Annotated in this window: 16 protein-coding genes; 7 read left to right on the forward strand and 9 right to left on the reverse strand. The window is 40.4% G+C overall.

Annotated features, from left to right (window positions below; all coding sequences use genetic code 11):
• The first annotated feature begins 67 nt into the window (after positions 1–67).
• The 6 genes from greA to M8998_RS15060 all read left to right on the forward strand — a co-directional run bounded on the left by greA (position 68) and on the right by M8998_RS15060 (position 4,544).
• Positions 68–541 (forward strand): transcription elongation factor GreA, encoded by a 474-nt coding sequence (gene greA, locus M8998_RS15035; protein WP_249994290.1) that lies wholly within the window; start codon positions 68–70, stop codon positions 539–541.
• Positions 542–761: 220 nt separating this feature from the next.
• On the forward strand, positions 762–1,172 hold the full coding sequence (locus M8998_RS15040; RefSeq protein ID WP_249994291.1) for an HIT family protein: 411 nt from the start codon (positions 762–764) through the stop codon (positions 1,170–1,172).
• 107 nt (positions 1,173–1,279) lie between these two features.
• Positions 1,280–1,933 carry a DedA family protein gene (locus M8998_RS15045; protein WP_249994292.1) on the forward strand — a complete coding sequence of 218 codons (654 nt, stop codon included), beginning with the start codon at positions 1,280–1,282 and terminating at the stop codon, positions 1,931–1,933.
• A gap of 8 nt (positions 1,934–1,941) precedes the next feature.
• Positions 1,942–2,484, forward strand: a complete 543-nt coding sequence (locus tag M8998_RS15050) for an inorganic diphosphatase (RefSeq protein WP_249994293.1) — start codon at positions 1,942–1,944, stop codon at positions 2,482–2,484.
• A gap of 13 nt (positions 2,485–2,497) precedes the next feature.
• Complete coding sequence (locus tag M8998_RS15055) at positions 2,498–3,817, forward strand: hemolysin family protein (RefSeq protein WP_249994295.1); 1,320 nt, start codon at positions 2,498–2,500, stop codon at positions 3,815–3,817.
• Positions 3,818–3,821: 4 nt separating this feature from the next.
• Positions 3,822–4,544, forward strand: a complete 723-nt coding sequence (locus M8998_RS15060; protein WP_249994296.1) for a 16S rRNA (uracil(1498)-N(3))-methyltransferase — start codon at positions 3,822–3,824, stop codon at positions 4,542–4,544.
• Positions 4,545–4,609: 65 nt separating this feature from the next.
• On the opposite strand, the gene M8998_RS15065 is transcribed toward M8998_RS15060, so the two are convergent.
• The 9 genes from M8998_RS15065 to M8998_RS15105 form a co-directional block, all read right to left on the reverse strand.
• The gene (locus tag M8998_RS15065; RefSeq protein ID WP_249994297.1) at positions 4,610–5,101 is read right to left on the reverse strand and encodes a DUF3299 domain-containing protein; all 492 of its coding nucleotides are present in this window, start codon (positions 5,099–5,101) and stop codon (positions 4,610–4,612) included.
• Between the two features lie 12 nt (positions 5,102–5,113).
• Complete coding sequence (locus M8998_RS15070) at positions 5,114–6,520, reverse strand: ABC transporter permease (RefSeq protein ID WP_249994298.1); 1,407 nt, start codon at positions 6,518–6,520, stop codon at positions 5,114–5,116.
• Positions 6,521–6,534: 14 nt separating this feature from the next.
• The gene (locus tag M8998_RS15075) at positions 6,535–7,176 is read right to left on the reverse strand and encodes an ABC transporter ATP-binding protein (protein WP_249994299.1); all 642 of its coding nucleotides are present in this window, start codon (positions 7,174–7,176) and stop codon (positions 6,535–6,537) included.
• 208 nt (positions 7,177–7,384) lie between these two features.
• On the reverse strand, positions 7,385–8,923 hold the full coding sequence (locus M8998_RS15080; protein ID WP_249994301.1) for a hypothetical protein: 1,539 nt from the start codon (positions 8,921–8,923) through the stop codon (positions 7,385–7,387).
• A gap of 873 nt (positions 8,924–9,796) precedes the next feature.
• Positions 9,797–10,381 (reverse strand): hypothetical protein, encoded by a 585-nt coding sequence (locus M8998_RS15085; RefSeq protein WP_249994303.1) that lies wholly within the window; start codon positions 10,379–10,381, stop codon positions 9,797–9,799.
• A 63-nt stretch (positions 10,382–10,444) separates the two neighbouring features.
• Positions 10,445–11,923: a beta-helix domain-containing protein gene (locus tag M8998_RS15090; RefSeq protein WP_249994304.1), complete on the reverse strand. Its 1,479-nt coding sequence runs from the start codon at positions 11,921–11,923 to the stop codon at positions 10,445–10,447.
• 28 nt (positions 11,924–11,951) lie between these two features.
• Positions 11,952–14,801, reverse strand: coding sequence for a TonB-dependent receptor (locus tag M8998_RS15095; RefSeq protein ID WP_249994305.1), 2,850 nt, complete (start codon positions 14,799–14,801; stop codon positions 11,952–11,954).
• 290 nt (positions 14,802–15,091) lie between these two features.
• Complete coding sequence (locus M8998_RS15100) at positions 15,092–16,216, reverse strand: Gfo/Idh/MocA family protein (RefSeq protein WP_249994306.1); 1,125 nt, start codon at positions 16,214–16,216, stop codon at positions 15,092–15,094.
• 84 nt (positions 16,217–16,300) lie between these two features.
• A complete protein-coding gene (locus tag M8998_RS15105) occupies positions 16,301–16,840 on the reverse strand; it encodes a hypothetical protein (RefSeq protein WP_249994307.1) in 540 nt (179 codons plus the stop codon).
• 185 nt (positions 16,841–17,025) lie between these two features.
• Here M8998_RS15105 and M8998_RS15110 point away from each other — a divergent pair, with 185 nt between their 5' ends.
• Positions 17,026–18,024, forward strand: coding sequence for a TlpA disulfide reductase family protein (locus M8998_RS15110; RefSeq protein WP_249994308.1), 999 nt, complete (start codon positions 17,026–17,028; stop codon positions 18,022–18,024).
• Positions 18,025–18,076 lie beyond the last annotated feature (52 nt).

The following is an 18,076-nucleotide window of genomic DNA, read 5'->3' on the forward strand; positions in this document are numbered from 1 at the left end:
GATAGTATGGTCTTGCCTTTTTTATTGTCTATTATTAAATAACATGGTGCTAATTAAGTAGTTTATTATGGCAGAAGTAACTTATTATACGGAAGAAGGGTTGGCTAAACTTCGTGAAGAATTGCAGTATCTGAAAACGGAAGGTCGTACGAAAATCGCGAATGCCATTGCAGAAGCGCGAGATAAGGGAGATCTTTCAGAGAATGCAGAATACGATGCAGCGAAAGAGGCGCAGGGCTTGCACGAAGCAAAGATCGCCAAGTTAGAAACTGTTTTGTCGACGGCACGTATCATAGATGAATCCAATCTGGATACATCCAAGGTTTTGGCCTTATCCATTGTGAAAATAAAAAACGTGAAGAATGGCACAGTGATGACCTACCAGTTGGTGTCTGAAACAGAGGCCGATTTCAAATCTGGAAAAATCTCTGTCAAATCACCGATCGCTCAAGGGCTTTTAGGATTAAAAGTAGGAGATATAGCCACGGTAACTGTTCCTGCTGGAGAGTTGGACTTAGAAATCTTGGAAATATCCCGTTAGAAATTTTGTAGTGGTTATGTGCGGTTCTGCCATAACCGCACGATCCAACATTGTATCTCAGAAAGAAGTCGAAAATAGCCTATTACGACTTCTTTCTTTTTTTGTTATATTTGCTAATGATCACTGGATAGATTTTCGTGTCTTTAACATTGTGAAACAATAGTACAATGTGGGATGTTATGAAAATCAGAAGCCAGTTTTTTATACACTAATAGTACGTATGTCTACAATATTTTCACAAATTGTCTCTGGGGAGATACCTGCCTATAAAGTTGCCGAGAGCAATGATTATCTTGCTTTTCTCGATGTAAGACCTATTGCCAAAGGACACGTTCTAGTGGTTCCTAAGGAAGAGACAGACTATATTTTTGATATCGGTGATGATGCCTATATGGGTATGTGGATGTTTGCAAAGATCGTTGCGCAAGGCATCAAAAAAGCAATCCCGTGTGCACGTGTTGGTGTGGCTGTTGTAGGGTTAGAAGTAGCGCACGCGCACATACATTTGGTGCCCATCAATCAGATTTCCGATCTCAACTTTGAAAAACCTAAATTGGATTTTTCTGAAGAAGAGATGTTGGCTATTTCAGAACAGGTAAGGGAAGCTATTTCCGAAGTTACTCATGGATAAGCCACCAACACCCTTTACGAGATATCCATTACACCGATTTCATTATTCAATGATTGTCTTTGTTCAGCCTATGTGCATGACGATAATAGGGACGTAAATTGATCAATATGCAAGAGTTTCTACTATCATTTCAACAATTGATGGATCCTGAATACCTGCTAAGTCATGGCGGGTTTTACATTGTTTGTCTTATTGTATTTGCAGAGACCGGGCTCTTTTTCGGTTTCTTTTTGCCGGGAGATTACCTGCTCTTCCTTGCGGGCTTATTTTGTGCCTTAGGAAAGATAGACGTGGACATTTTCGTCCTGTACTTCGGTATTCTGGCCGCCGGAGTTTTAGGTAATTTTGTTGGTTACTGGTTTGGGCATCGAGCTGGGCCCATGCTCTTCAAACGAAAGGATTCCTTTTTATTTAAGCGCAAGTATGTGGTTATGGCAGAAGAGTTTTTCCAGAAGTGGGGAGGTACCGCCTTGATAATCGGTCGTTTTGTGCCAATTATACGTACATTTGCTCCCATATTTGCCGGTGTCGTACAGCTGAATTTCCGAAAGTTCGTTTTATACAACATTATTGGAGCCGTTTTGTGGGTGTCTTTATTGACATTGACCGGTTATTACTTAGGGGTGAAGTTTCCTGAAGTAATTAATTATGTCGAATATATTATCGTCGGATTGATTGTCGTGGCATTTTTACCTATTGCCATTGCCTTATTAAGACGTCAGTTAAAAGAGCGTAAAAAACAAAAACAGTTAAATAGTTAATACATTACATGAGTACACAACACCCTTGGCATCAGGTATCGCCTGGCGACGACTTGCCTAGTTCCGTAAATGCCATCATCGAAATCCCTAAGGGATCTAAAGCAAAGTATGAAATCGACAAAGATAGCGGCTTGATCAAATTAGATCGCGTTTTGTTTTCTTCGGTTATGTACCCAGCTAATTATGGCTTTATTCCACAGACCTACTGTGATGATAAAGATCCTCTAGATATCCTTGTGCTGTGTTCAGTAGATGTATATCCGATGAGCCTGATTGAGGCTAAAGTAATTGGTGTGATGCACATGATTGATGGCGGTGAGCAAGATGATAAGATTATCGCGGTTGCAAAGCACGACATGTCTGTAAACTACATCAATGACCTTTCTGAATTGCCTCCTCACACGATGAAGGAAATTGTCCGTTTCTTCCAAGATTATAAAGCTTTGGAAAATAAGAATGTGACAATCGAAAATTTATATGGCAGAACTTATGCGGAAAATGTTATTTTAGAGAGCATTGAATTGTATAAAAAAGAGTTTGGTAATAAATAGATACAATATATAAATGGGTCTCGATATTTTTTGGACAATCTTTTTGGTTCTTGCTAACGGCTTTTTCGTTGCAGCGGAGTTTGCTATAGTCAAAGTTCGGGCATCGCAGATAGAACTTCAGGCAAAGTCTGGTAGCAAAGTGGCCACGATGGCCAAAAATATTACCGAGCACCTTGATGGTTATCTTGCCGCCACACAACTAGGTATTACACTGGCCTCACTGGCTTTAGGTTGGGTAGGCGAGAAGGTGATGACGGAAATAGTGAATAATATGTTCGGTTTTTTCAATATTGAACTAACTGGGCGTTGGGCCACTAACCTGGGCCATGTATTAGCTTTTGCCATTATCACCTTCTTACACATTGTTTTTGGAGAATTGGCTCCTAAGTCCATTGCCATCCAAAAGCCGGTCGCAACGACGATGCGAATCGCTTTGCCACTACAGTTCTTTTATTATGTTTTCAAGCCTATCATTTGGGTATTGAATGGCTTTGCCAATATGCTTTTAAGGCTAATTGGTATTCAGGTTAATGCCCATGAAGTAAGTCATTCGTCAGAAGAATTACAATACCTGTTGGAAAAAGGCCGTGAAAGTGGTGCATTAAATACATCGGAGCACGAGTTGATCAAGAACGTCTTTGACTTCAATGAGCGTATTGTGAAAAACATCATGGTACCTCGTACGAAAATTGTTGCGGCAGAAGTCAATGAAACGCCAGAAGATTTTATTAATAGGGTTACTGAAGAAGGTTATTCTCGGGTGCCTATTTACCAGGATAATATCGACCAAATTATTGGTTTGGTGCATACAAAAGATCTACTTCCTATTGTCGCGAAAGGTAATCCAGTCGTGCTGAAGCGGATCATGCGCAAGCCTTACTTTATTCCGGAGACCAAGAAGATCAATGATCTGATGGCAGAATTTCAACAGAAGCGTATCCAAATTGCTTTTGTGTTGGATGAATTTGGTGGTACCGCTGGTATGGTTACACTAGAGGATATCGTCGAAGAGTTGGTCGGTGAGATTCAAGATGAGTACGATGAAGAGACGCCATTGGTAGAGCGCATCTCCGATACCGAATTTATGGTAGATGCAGGGGCGAATGTGCATGATGTCAATGAATTTCTTCCGCTAGAACTACCAGAGAGTTCAGATTATGATACCGTGGCCGGATTAGTTAGCCATGTTTTCGAGCGTATTCCTGATGTAGGTGATAGCTGTGAAGACCTAGGCTACATCTTTACGATTATGAAGAAGACACAGCAAAATATCGAATTTGTGAAGTTGGATTTAGTAGAGACACCGCACGACGACACCGAAGATAACGATTAAATTTATGTTGTTATTTTACACTCCAGATGTGCAGCATACGCACAAGGAGTACCTCCTTTCCGAAGAAGAAAGTAAGCATGCCATTCGTGTACTTCGTTTGCAAATCGGCCATACGGTGCACTTAGTTAATGGTGTCGGTGATCTGTTACACGCGGAAATCATTGATGCTCATCCAAAGCGAACCGCCCTGCGTATCCTATCGTACGAGCGTGACTTTCAAAAACGAAATTACTACCTGCATATTGCCATCGCGCCAACTAAGAATATCGATCGCTTGGAGTGGTTTATCGAAAAGGCTACTGAGATTGGTGTAGACGAGATTACGCCGATTATTTGCGAACACTCGGAGCGAAAAGAAGTGAAAATAGAGCGTCTTACGAAAGTGGCTATCGCTGCGATGAAGCAGTCGTTAAAAGCCTATTTGCCAAAAATAAATCCTGCGATCACTTTTACGCAATTTTTGGAGCAGCAACGTTCTTCTTCCATAGCAGTCCATAAAGCGATCGCACATTGTGTGGATATGGAGAAATCTTATTTATCCACTTTGCTGCCAGCGCAAGGATCTTACCTCATATTAATAGGGCCAGAAGGCGACTTCTCTGAAAAGGAAATTACGCTAACAATGAAGGAAGAGTTCAAGATGACGTCTTTAGGAGAAAGCCGCTTGCGTACCGAAACGGCAGCACTGATGGCTACAGCAGAAATTTCTGTGCTCAACAGAATATAAAGCATAAAAAAGGGTTTACCACCAAAAGCGGAAAACCCAATCTATTGTTAATTAATAGTTCCTTTTTATTTTACCACGACAGCATCTAAAATCTGGATTTCTGAATTTCCTTTTAATGGCTCTGGATTGAATACCATTTTACCTCGTAACTTGATCGGCTCGTCCGAAAATTTCACGGTTGTTCCACCTTTCATAATGATTTCTACCATAGGAGGGATGCCATTTGTGCCACAAAATTGACACTGCGCCAGTGGTAATACCGACATCATAAAGGTCGTGTGATTTCTTCCGCTTTTTAAGGGCACCATATATCCTGGTAGATCTACCTGCTTATTTTCTAGTGCTTTTAGCACGGGCGGATATTCTGGCGTGTACACCTTTTTGTTACCTTGGGTGGTCACTTTATACATCATTTTATCGATGGCCTCCCAGGTTTTATTCATCATGGGAGTATGATCGGGTACTTCCATACCCGGATACTGACCACCGCCAATCTGTGCCTGCGACGCGAACGCGGTGAAAGTAAGTGCAATTGCAATAAAGATCTGCTTCATCATTTTATCAAATTATTATTTGTCACCTAGTATGGTTGATATTGTTGTGTTGTAGGCTTTGATAGCCGGCAGTATGGCCGCAATAGTGCCTATCGCTGCCGCAATTAACAGAATGAACAGCTCTGTTGGACTAACAGCCAATGCCTGTATGAAATCGGCGCTTTGCCCGGTTTGAGTGCTGATATAAAAGAGCGCCAAATGACCAAATAGTAATCCAACTAAACCTCCAATAAGTGTAATTACTAATCCTTCGACTATAACCAACGTAAAAAGTTTAGTCTTTCCTGCGCCCAAAGACCGCATTATTGCCAGATCATATTTGCGTTCTTTTAAAGCATTGTATAGGCTAATAAATACGCTTAAACCCGCAATCAGCATAATGACGTAGGCTAGAATTTCTAACGAATCAATACCTACTCCCAGTAAGGAAAATAAACGCGTCGTTTCCATCGCTGGCGAAGCAGCTTGCATAGCCGTAGATTGATTGACCATCCGTGGGAGCGTGCTAATTGCTGCCGGGCTACTGTACCTTATGAGTAGGGAGGTAATTTCTAAACCTTGTGATTTGTATACATCGTCGCCGATACTTTTTACGTGAGTCGTTGTGGTATCAGGGAGATTATTTTCCAATTGAGCGGCTGCGCGGGCATCTGCTGCATTAGCGACCAACTCCTGAGGGTGTTCGTGATCGTGGTGAGGATCTTTTTCGTCGTGCATATGTCCATGATCGTGATCATGTTCGTTATTCACATGCTGGTGCTCTTCCGTATGATCTTCGTTAGCATGTTCATGTTCATCGTCATGTGCGATATCGTGCACGTCCCATATACTGGCCAAGTTGCATAGCAGTAAGTTATCCACTACCGTTCCGGTTGGTTCTAAGATGCCAACCACTGTAAATGGATGTTCGTCGTGCACATGACCATTTTCAGCTAATCCATGCGCACTATGTACCTGATCGCCAATTTTGAGTTTATTTTTACGTGCGGTCTCACTGCCTATTACCGTCTCAAAGCTCTTCGTCCACATACCGCCCTGTGCGATCTCCAGTTCGTAAAGGTCAAAATAGCTACTATCCGTACCCACGATACGATGTCCATTGAAATTATCACCCAGAGACATGGGGACAGCGAGATCAACCAATGGATTGTCACTAAATTGTGCAGCATCCGACAAGAGAATATTCCCTGTAGGATAATCTACGTGGTAGATAGAACTGAGTATCAATTGCAAAGGGCTTCCTTTAGCACCGATCACCAAATCAATATGTTTGCTATTATTATCCAGCTGCTTTTCAAACGTATCGCTCGTGATATAGATCACGACCAAGATCGCTACGCCAAATGCGGTAAGTAGGATACTCAATAATGCCGAGCCGAGCTGCTGTGTGATGTTCTTCCAAACTAATTGTAGAATGCTCATGTCAAAAATTTCTATTAAAGGAAGTACGTGTTTGTAAATTCATCTTTTATGCGCTTATCGTGTGTCGAAATGATCAACGTAGAACCATGCTTATCTGCCATTTCTTTCAACAATGTTAGTACGCGTTGCGTATTGTTATCATCCAAAGATGCTGTAGGTTCATCTGCTAATAGTATTGCGGGCCGATTGATGATGGCACGCGCAATAGCTGCACGCTGTAGCTGTCCGCGACTGAGTTGGTTTGGGTGTTTTTGAGCATGTTCCGCGAGCTGTAATTGCTCCAGTAAAGAGTCAATTTGCTTTTGATCTACTGGGTAGCCAGCCAGGGATTGTGCTAATCTGATGTTTTCAGATAGCGTAAGGTTCTTGAGTAAATGGGCTTCCTGAAAGATAAAACCAATATTCTGTGCGCGAAATTTATCCAAAGCAGATTCTGATAGTTGGTATATATCGTCGTTGTTGATAAGTACCTGACCCGTTGTGGGATTAGATAGCCCGCCCAGAAGATTAAGAAGCGTGCTTTTCCCAGTTCCAGAATCGCCAAGCAATAAGGTATGTTGCTGTTTGCTGACGTAAAGATCTTTAAAAGCCAGCATCGGGCTTTGCGATCCATAACGAAAAGTCAGGCCTTCTGTTTTCAGGACGTAATTCTGCATAAGTTCACCTCTTTTTTATGTGCAAATTAGCATTTTTTTTAGGCTTAAACTAATTTGAACGGGTGGGAGGGGTGTATCTAATAAAAAAGATACAGGGAAGAGATCGATTTTTTTGATAATGTAGTACTATGAAAAAAGTAGCGCCAACAGATATCATCTGTTGGCGCTACTGTACTATAATAGCAGCTAATGCTATTATAGTAAAATGCTAATCGAAGACTATAGTTTGTACAAAATTTCCTGTATGCCTGCTATATAGGTAAAGTTCTATTTTACTTCCTTCAGGATACACCACAAAATCATCAACAACTTTAGCAACAAAACAGCATTCTTCAAATGATGTCACCCCTGTGATAGTCTTGCTAGCCTGATACCAAGTCCTCCCCTCATCCAATGATGTTGGTGGTAGTTGTTTTATTTGATAACTGGATGCATTAGGAATAGGTTTAGGGCCATATGACATGTATTTATATGCCACTTTATATTTTATTGCTGGATTTAATTTTTTTCTTTCAACGCCTAAAAATCTTTGTGCCTCCCAGTGATTATAATGATACCCCCCCAAACCTGTATAAAAATACTCGTTATCATCTGTAGTCCCCCCTCTATTTAAAATTACATTATGAGCCATAACATTAGCGTTTGGTGAAGCGTTGAGGTTGATTTGCTCGAAAGAGGTGAAAGCGTAATCATCCAGATTCGGACTACCCCATACCTTTGCTAATAATTTGCCATTTGAAGCATAGACAGAATTGATCATGCCCAATCTTTCATAAATCAGATCTCTTACTAGTTTAGCTTTTTCAGTATTTGGTATCAATTCATGTAATAAGATGAAACTATCGTCATATAAATTGATTAATACACTATTGCTTCTTGTTACAGTACTTGACCAAACGTTCGGATTGAATGATGCTGGCTGATTTAAATTTGCGTGGGTTATCCCTATCGCTCCCGTACCACCCATTGATTGATAGGCTAATCTATGATTGGTGTTTCTATTTACATCTTGTTGAGTATAGGAGAAGGATGTGGTAAGGTCTACATTAAATAAAAACTTAAAGGCTGCTGCACCCCCAGCTTTGACTGTTGTCGACTTATCTCCATTTGAGATTACACTAGAATAATTTAATGTGAGTTTTCCGCCGACATCTATTTTTCTCAAAATTCCAATTCCGTAAACGTTTATCAACTGATCTGCTGTTAACGTGTTGCATGCGTTTAAAAAATCAGTGTCTAAGTAACCAAGGAGGTAATTGTAATTAGATCCATCGCTTAATATCTCTAACGTTGCTGTCTTGACGGACATGTCTATTTGAGCGAAAGATCTTGTGGTTTCATTTAAAATAGATTGATCGAACGAGGTATTAAAGTCTGATCCGAATAAAGATAGTCCGAAAACTTTAATTCCAGATTTTATATCAACTGTTAAAGCCTTACTTTTTTTGTATTTTTCATAGCTTTCTTCTGATTTCATGGGATAAGTAACATACGTGCCACCAAAATCTCTAACTCTGCCCGGTAACGCACCTTTCAACTTCCTGACGTCAATTACACGTCTAGTTGCGGATTCCGCTAAAGCGTATTTACCGTTTATAACGTCGTATCCATACCCCAATACATCTAACCCTCCATCTCCTGAATCGGCGTGTCGAGGAAGAGTTTTATCAAATCCTTCAAGTTCTCTTTTACAACTTACTGCAGTTAGCAGTATTAAGGCATATAGGCCTAAAAATTTAATTTTCATACTTTATTTTTTTTGATTTGGTTTAAACAGGATTTCGATGTCTCTTAATACTAGGGTTCTTGTTGATCGACCCTATCCGATAATAATCTGCCTTAACAAACTATTTTACTGCATATGGTTAATTGTCAAAAGATTCCATGTAGTTAATAAATTAAGATGTTTGATAGAAAAAACTTATATTTTTCGATTACAATATGTAGTTAAATTACTTCGCATGAGAGCTTTTTCTAGAAATTTGAGAGCATCCAATTTAGGGTATAGAAATAGAGTCGCTTTGATTTAAATATGTGCCTATTGCTATATTATGTCTGTTTCAGTTATGCAAAGGGCTCAAATTCATCCTTTAAATTTTGTGTTCAAATCAACCAATTTCCTGTTAATAGGATTTTAATTAATGATTATTAATGTGTTAACTTATTTAACTTTATGTTTTTAATTAGTAAATCATCAAATGAAAGTAGTTTATTCATTTGATATTTTATAGCCATCAAATTACTCAGTTAAAAATGATTTTCAACAAACTGAGTGAGATCTAGGTTCAGGGAAGTTGTTGTAAATTTTTAAACTATACTGGAAGATTATAGGGTTTTATTGGAACTGCTTTTGGAATGGGAAACCAAACACAATTTTTCTTGGTCTGACAACGAATTTGAAGGAATAAACAGAAGGATGACTAATTTTATACCCTGCTTCTCCTCCATTTATGTGAAATCAAATTATGAAACAAATATCACGAGAGAAACATAAATTTTATGATAAAGACGATACTGGTGTTCTTTAAATATTAATAGGGCAGTAAATAGGAAAGAACAATTTTAAGAGTGGTGGAAAAACATTAACCACTCTTAAAATTGTTCTTTTATGATTTTAGAGCTATTTTACTGCGGAAGAATCTGATGATATCATTTCCCATCTTCTATTTTCTTTATTAAAATAGGTTTGATTATCTGGAAATTCGATGTGTTCAGTATCTCCGATATTTTCTGTGTAATAAGGAGATAGGTCTTTGCCTTTAACCATATCATCGAAAAATGAAACGGTCTTTTCTTCGAGTACCGATTTATCCATCTTCCAAGTTCGGTAGATTTCTTCGTAGTCTGTAATTTTACCCTGATCATCACGCTTTAATCGTCCTCCTGTAGCTACATATCGCTCATGTATACTCGGTGCAATTCTCCTTATCTGGAAATACGTATAACCATCTTTAGGATTTTCATAATATTTATCCAATTGCATGTTGCTAGCCATATTCCGATACTCGTCATCATAGCGTTGATCGAACTTGGATTCGAAGCTCGCTCTTTTAGCAAGTTTTCCCGCGTAGCGAACTATTGCATATTTAAATGAATCTTGTTTTAGCTCAGTTAAGCTATTTTCTGTTCTGTAGTCGTTAGAAGTAGAACGAATACATCCTGTCAAACCAAGCAGTATTGCAATAAGTGTAGTATAATATTTCATGAGCAAATATGATCAATAAAAAAGCAAGGATCAAAAATCCCTGCTTTTCTGAATAAGAGAACCTTAGTAAACGTGGGCTACTGGATTAAAGTTGGTCCATCCTTGAGTCCAATCGGTAGCGCCGAAGGCACCAACAAATGTGACTGCACGATCAAATTTCCAATTATCACCACCTGCTACTGCAGAGCGTGCTTCTGCTTCGTTAAACTTCGCATGATCAAATTTAGCACCCTTAGTAGTAATCAATCCAGATGTTACTGCAAAATTAGGGTTGATTGCGTACTCCGTTCTTACACGACGTCCAAATACTAAATTTGGATTGATACCTACTCTAGTGTATGCTTCCGATGTCTGTGCGCTTGCTCCAGCTTCGATAGTATTGCCATTAGCTTGTAGATATTGCAACACGTTAGCCGCTGTTATGCCAGTAAGATTTGCGCCTTCTCCTGTTAGATTGGATCCTGCGGCGGTAGCTGCAGCTCTGGCGAAGAAGATGTTGTTTTGAATGACGCCATCTGGATTTGTTCCAGCGTAGTTGTTGTAAGCTGATAGGTGATTCATACGCAATGCTGTAGGGTATCCAACAAAAACAGAGTTGAAGATAGATCCGGCTACATTACGACGAAGGTCTACGGCATGTCTGAAATTTGCATTAATAGAGTTGCCATCAATTGCTGGGCCGATAATCGTAAAGTTTGTCGCTACAGTAGATGTTTTGAAGCGACTAAGGTTATTGTCTCCGTCTGTATCCCATTCAAAGCCATTAGATTCTGACTGGTCAGCATAGCTTGGGTAACGTATTCCAAGTCCGAATTGTAATTTTCCGGAAAAGCCGTTGTCAATGTCAAAACAATCATCCCAAGTAGCGAATACGATCAGGTTTTTCCCATTAACAGAACCGCCAAACCACTCAATACCGTCGTCACCTCCATAAGATACTTGGATGTTTTCGAACTTGGTACCTCTACCTACACCACCTAATGTGATACCGTTTGTTTCATTATTTGGTGTTAACTCAATACCTGCAAATTCTACTCGAAGGAATGTCAGGATTCCGGTGTTATTATTATCGTCAGTTCCTCCATAGTTTACCGCAGGAGTAATTCCCTCTACTGCCGGATTATCCAAGTTTACGCGTGCTCTGCCTAATAGAACCAAACCTCCCCAATCTCCTCTGTCACGATCGCCAGGTGCTTGATTGGAGGTCATAATAATTGGTCTTTCGCGCGTACCTTCAGACATAATTTTCGCGTCACGGTCGATAACTAAAGTTCCTTTAGTAGATTTTTCTCCCATAATCACTGTGCCCGGCTCAATAGTCAAGGTTTGATTAGCACGAACAAACACCTGACCTCTAAGTAGGTATTTTTGATCTGCGGTAAGGGTTCTTGTAGTGATGTCTCCCTGTAGAACAACTACACCATCATCATCTGGACCGACAGGGTCAACCACATCTGAACTACAGCTTGCAAAAGCAAACGCCGTACATGCTACTGCCGCGTAGGAGGCTAATTTTCGCGTAATAAATTTTGAAATTTTCATATCGATTTGAATTTTAGTTTTTTAAGCGCTATTTAATGGTGTAAATTAATGAAGTCGTAAAGAGTGTTCCTCGTCTAAAATTTATAATAGGGTCATCATTCACAAAGTCAATTCTGGTATCTCTATTGGTATCTTGATAGAATCGGAAAGGTGCATTAAGTAGATCTTGTACACCTATTTTTGCTGCGATAGATCTAGTAAATCGTTTGCTAACAGTTAGATCTATACTATTTCTAGGTAATTCGTATACGGCAGGAGCACTAACGGTTCCGATAGCAAAAATCCTTTTTCCGATCACATTATAAGCTGCGCTCATATTCCAACCGTTTTCTTCATCAAGGTAATTTAGAATAGCATTGATAATATATGGTGATTGTCCTTGCAATGGTCTTCTTGCATCTTGTATATCGCCAATGATACTTGATCCATAATCCACTTCAGACTTAATAACAGATGCATTTAAATTAACACTCATACGGTCTATAAAAGAACTCTCAGTAAGGCCGCTGAAAGATTTTCGGATCTCAATCTCCGCACCATAGGCATAGGCAGACATCGCATTATTTAGCGTGAAAGCTTGGCCGTCGGTTCCGCCTTGGTTGATAACTTCCGTCTCAATTGGATCTTTAAATCTTTTGTAGAATCCTCCTAGACTAATACTTTCTCCTTGACGCGGGTACCATTCATAGCGTAAATCAAGATTATCAATGGTGGCAACTTTTAGATTTGGGTTACCATTTCTATTTGCATCTAATTCGAAATCATAGAATAGGAACGGCGCAATCTCCCGAAACTCCGGGCGGTTAACTGATCTTCCATAACCAAACCTAATCTTTTGCACATCCGTCAAATCGTAATCCACATTGAGGAATCCCAAAGGAGAAAATACACGGTTATCCACATTCACAGGTAGTGCGCTACCATCGAAAGAGTTTAGACGCAGAATGTTATACTCTGCACGAAAACCTGCTATGATATTAACCTTTTCTAAGGGAATGGCAATGTTGGCGAATCCTGCTGATAAAATATTAGATCCCGTATAGCTATCGATAGGGCTGGTACCCTCATCGATAATAAAACGATCACTTCGGAAGTTTTCGTCAGCAAAGATTTGATCCAACGGAAGTGAAGTCAATCTGTTTATTTCGTCGGGATTTGTATCGCCAGTCGTACGGTAGCTGAAATACCTGGATGAAAACGAGCGATCACGATATTCATTTAGCAAACCGCCTTTCAGTACAATCGGATTATCTGTAATGCCGCCTAACTGATGCTCTACGCTAACACTCGTATTAACGCCTATTTCTGAAAGTTCTCCAAAGTAGCGTCCTGTGTCGTATAGGTTCGTGGAGGACGGAAGGATCATGTCGTAAATAGCGGGATTTGAAGCGCTTTGTAGGGTGCGGAACCGTCTAAGGTCAGGCTGATTTTCGCCTAAATAGTTTACACCACCAACCCAATTTAAATTAGTTTTTCCGGCGGCAAACCGGTGGGTTCCTTCTAACTGACCAGAATAAATTGATCTAGAGCGGTACTGATACAAATAATTCCTTCTGTTTAGATTACTTTGCTGAACATAGTCTAGACCTTCCCGAAGGATAGTTACGTTTTCACCAATTTGGTTGAATAAGTTCTTGAACTCGATTTTGTGAAAGGGATTGAGCAGTAATGACCAATTGCTCAGTAATCCCACACGATTTTCCTGCTCATATTGTTCATCATTAAAATCCAATCTTAGCGGTGCCGGTGTTCCGTAATCCGCGGGATCCTGAATCTCATACCGATTAAAGCGTCGCTGAAAGAATTGGTTGGATTGAGAATAATTCAATTGTGACAAGGTACTCAGCCGACGACCATTCCGGAGATCCCATGTTCTACCCAGGCCTACTCCAAAATTAAAATCAGGTAGGGCAGTCCGAGACTGGTAAGATAGGTCATTATTAAATGATTTGGGAACATCAGTGCGCAAGGGGTCATTAACTGGAAGACCGCGCATATTCTCCGTTGGTACAGCTCCTGGCAATGCCCGTTCGCCTCCATCGAAGCCTAAGAAATCAGTTGAGGATGTCCTGTTAAATCGATAAGGTTGAAAGGTAGTATTTGCGCGAAGATTTGATCCGACGTTAAAAGTCGTAAAATTCTCGCCGCTAGCGCTATTCGTATACACCTTAATTAGGCCTCCAGCAAAATCTCCTGGATTGTCTGCAGATCCTGATTTGTAGATCATCATCCGCTCCAGGACATTGCTTGGAATTAAGTCAAATGAAAATGTACGTCTATCTACTTCCGTGCTAGGAGCTATAGCATTATTCAGCATAACCTGATTGTAACGTTCCGGTATACCCCGAACATTTACAAAACGATTGTTGACGATCGTTACACCAGGTATGCGTGTCATGACCTGAGCCGCGTCGCGATCCTGAGACATTGCAATCTGTTGTTGGGAGATGCCACTAACTACTTGACGCGCGGAACGTATTTCAGTCAAGACAGCATTGTTCGTATTTCGAAGACGCGTAGCACTTACAACTACCTCTTCTAAAGATGCTCCGCCGGAGGTTCGTATTTCGAGGTTCAATTCTAGTTGTTTGTCTGTTTCTATTTTCACATCTTCTACTAACAAGTCTTGGTAGGATATGAAGGAAACTTTTAAACTATAAGTGCCAGGTTGGATACCTGAAATTTGAAAGACTCCTTCTGCATTGGTAGCAACGCCTTGCGTCGTGCCAGCAATCATTACCGATGCTCCAGTAACTACTGCTTTTGTATCCGCGTCACGAACAATCCCTTTGACTGCGCCCGTCTGGGCGAAAGAAGAGGTAATAAATAAAAAAAAGGTAATAAAGGTTAATGCTGATCGTATCTCTAAAAAATTCATCGCTATCAATTTCTCTGCAATGTTACGTAGCGTGTATTAGGATAAGATTAGGAAAATGTTAATTAATAACAGGTGTTATGTTATGTAATTGTTAACGCTTTTTTAGACGGTACTATTTAAGGTGTTCAAAAGACAATGAAGGCGATTATTAAGGGGTTTGGAGGGTTGCTATAACTAGTAATTTACAGATCTTGTGTTTTAGTGATTTAAATCTACGAGGATATTGTTCTCTTTATGGAGAAGATATCCGGAGGAATTTATTTAATACATAATTAAGATGTAAAGCCTTATCATCCCAGATTCAACTCCTGTCGCTGTCCGGTTTCACAGGCTTTGTAAATAGCCTCAATAATTTTCATATCCTGCAAGCCGACTTTTCCATCGACAGGTAATATGGGTTTTTTGCCGTCTAGTATGATCTGTGCCATTTCATCCATTTGCACGGTTTGGTGTACTACATGCGGCTCATTTAGCGGTCCACTTTTAGTGCGACCTTTAATCGGCCCATATCCAGTCGAAGGTTGCATTTCTACAAAATCGCTTTCCCCAACGAGGTAAAAGCGATCGAGATGATTCATATTATAAGTCGATAAGCATGATGCTACTGCACCGCCTGGAAACCCTAGTTGAAACTGGATAGTTTCATCCACGCCTTCTTTAAACGTGTCGAAATCGGTTTTCGTTTCCTGTGCGGTCACCCAAATTGGATCTTCGCCCACCATATAACGTGCACCATTGATCGCATAGATCCCAATATCCATTAGGGAGCCGCCACCAGCCAACTTTTTATTGACACGCCACTGGTTCGGATCTCCAATCTTAAATCCCGTTTGTCCTTGAAAAAACTTGATTTTGCCCAATTTACCTTCTTCGCGTAGTTTGACTGCCTTTAAGGTATGCGGTTCAAAACGCATTCGATAGCCGATAAGCAACTGCACGCCAGCTGCCGCACAGGCATCTACCATTTCTTGCCCTTCCTTGGCATTAATTGCCATCGGCTTTTCGCAAATCACGTGTTTCCCAGCTTTAGCCACACGGATAGTTTGGCCATGATGCAATGCATTCGGAGTAATGATATACACGGCATCAATCTCTGGATTGTCCTTAATCTGATCGAAGTTCTCGTAATTATATCGGCTGCCCTCTGGCACTTTATATTTGGTACCCCAAGTGCTTAATTTTTCCGGAGTTCCGCTGATCAACCCTGTAATCTTAGCTCTTGTAGACGATTGCATCGCCTCCGCAACACGTTCTGCATAACCACCTAACCCCATTATTGCTACTTTCAAGATCGGTTTGTCGGTGTCCAATCCGGGATTTTCATCCGGTATTGAAAAGGGGTAGGCACTTAAAGCGGGTACTGCAATAGCAGATAAAGTAAGCTGTTGTAGAAAACGACGGCGAGAATTAATCATAGGTGGTGTTTTTTTTGTGAACGTATTGTTTATCAAACAGTTTCATCCCATAATAGTTTGCTCCTCTTTATTTAGTTAAATCTTTTAAAAGGAATAACCAAAAGACAGATGCGGTATGTAGGGAATGAAATCACCGTCTAAGATAATCGGGGATAGCCCTGCTCTAAAATTAAATCCGCCATTTACCGGTTGTCTGCGATAGCCAAAAAGGAGTGTACCCATTACCTGCGTTTCCCAATCTCTGGATCTTCCGCGTGAATTGTAACCGTAGTAGTCATAATACATAGGGGCCGTGTTACGCACTAAAGAAGCGCCGCCTCCAATCTCGAAATAGTTGCCATTCTTGCCGAGCAAGTAATTAATTTGAACCGGTACAGTAAACAGCGCATCGTCATCGATATCAATATATCCTAAACCTACCCGAAAACCCCAACCGTTTCTGGTTTGCCGAAACCGGGTATCGTAATTTAAAGACAGAAAACCCGGTCCACCAGCTTCCACATAAAATGTATGCGCCCTTGGGCCTTGTTCATGAAAATCAATTTTGCGTTCCTGAGCCGCTGCCGATCCAAATAGTAACAGCGTCAAAAAGAAACAATAGATGGTAAATATAAAATTGTTCATATTGAGAAAATAATTGGTGTCGGCGAAGATAGTTTTTTTCGCTGAGATACCAAAAATGGAAATACTTTAAAAAGTATACCTTTTTGGTAGATAATTAAATGTTGATTACCTTTGTTATTGGCTATAAGCTAGAATAGGCCGTGTAGGTCATGCTTGTTCAGAGATATCTCAAATAAGATAAATATATGTATAAAGGAATAGAAATCATTTGCCTTGCCATTTTGGTAATCTTGGCCGGACAAGCTAAGGCACAGTCCAAAACCCCATTGCAACTTTCTGGTACTATTAAAGATGTGAAAGAAGGTACCATATATCTGCAACGTTACGACAATAAGTTGTTTAAAACCATTGATTCCACGGAGGTAATAAATGGAGCATTTGCCTTTACAACAGCGGTTCCGCTGCCTGAACTATACGGGCTAAGTTTAGAATCTGCTGGTACCGAACTGCAAGTGTTTTTGGACGATCAGCCTACAAAAATTATCGTAGGGAAAGATCAGGATTTAAGAACGGCCGAGGTTTCTGGTTCCAAATGGCAGTCGCAGTTTGAGGGGTACAAAAAAAGAGCAAATAAGCTAACGGCAGCAGAATTTATCCAAGAAGATCCGACATCCATCGTGGCAGCTTTCGCGCTGTTTCGTAACTATTCATATGATTTGTCTCCGCAAGAAATTAGAGAACACCTAGCCTTGCTAGATCCTTCATTATCCCAAACACAGTATGTTGCCATCCTGAAAGATTTAGCGACAAAGCAGGAAGCGGTTTTGCCGGGTAATAAAGCGATTGACTTCGTCTCGACAGATCCGGAAGGTAATCAAATCCGATTCTTTGATCACTTGGGTAAGGGATATGTCTTATTGGATTTTTGGGCTGGCTGGTGCCCGCCATGTCGGGCGGAGAACCCAAATATCGTCAAAGCATATCATAAATATAAAGACAAGGGATTTGATGTGTTCGGGGTTTCTTTGGATCGAAATAAATCCTCGTGGTTAAAAGCGATCAAAGATGATCAATTGGATTGGACGCAAGTATCTGATTTAGCTTTTTGGGATACCGAAGCGCCAGCACTCTATGGCGTTCGTTTCATTCCTTCAAATCTTTTGATTGATTCGAACGGTATCATTGTAGCTCGAAACGTAACAGGTGAAGAACTGCAAACGTTATTAGCTGAATTGCTGGACTAATAAAATTCGCTTTCTGCAATACAGCAAAATAGCTAGATAAAACATTCGTTTT

It is taken from the genome of Sphingobacterium sp. lm-10 (assembly GCF_023554555.1).
In the GTDB taxonomy this organism is placed as follows: domain Bacteria; phylum Bacteroidota; class Bacteroidia; order Sphingobacteriales; family Sphingobacteriaceae; genus Sphingobacterium.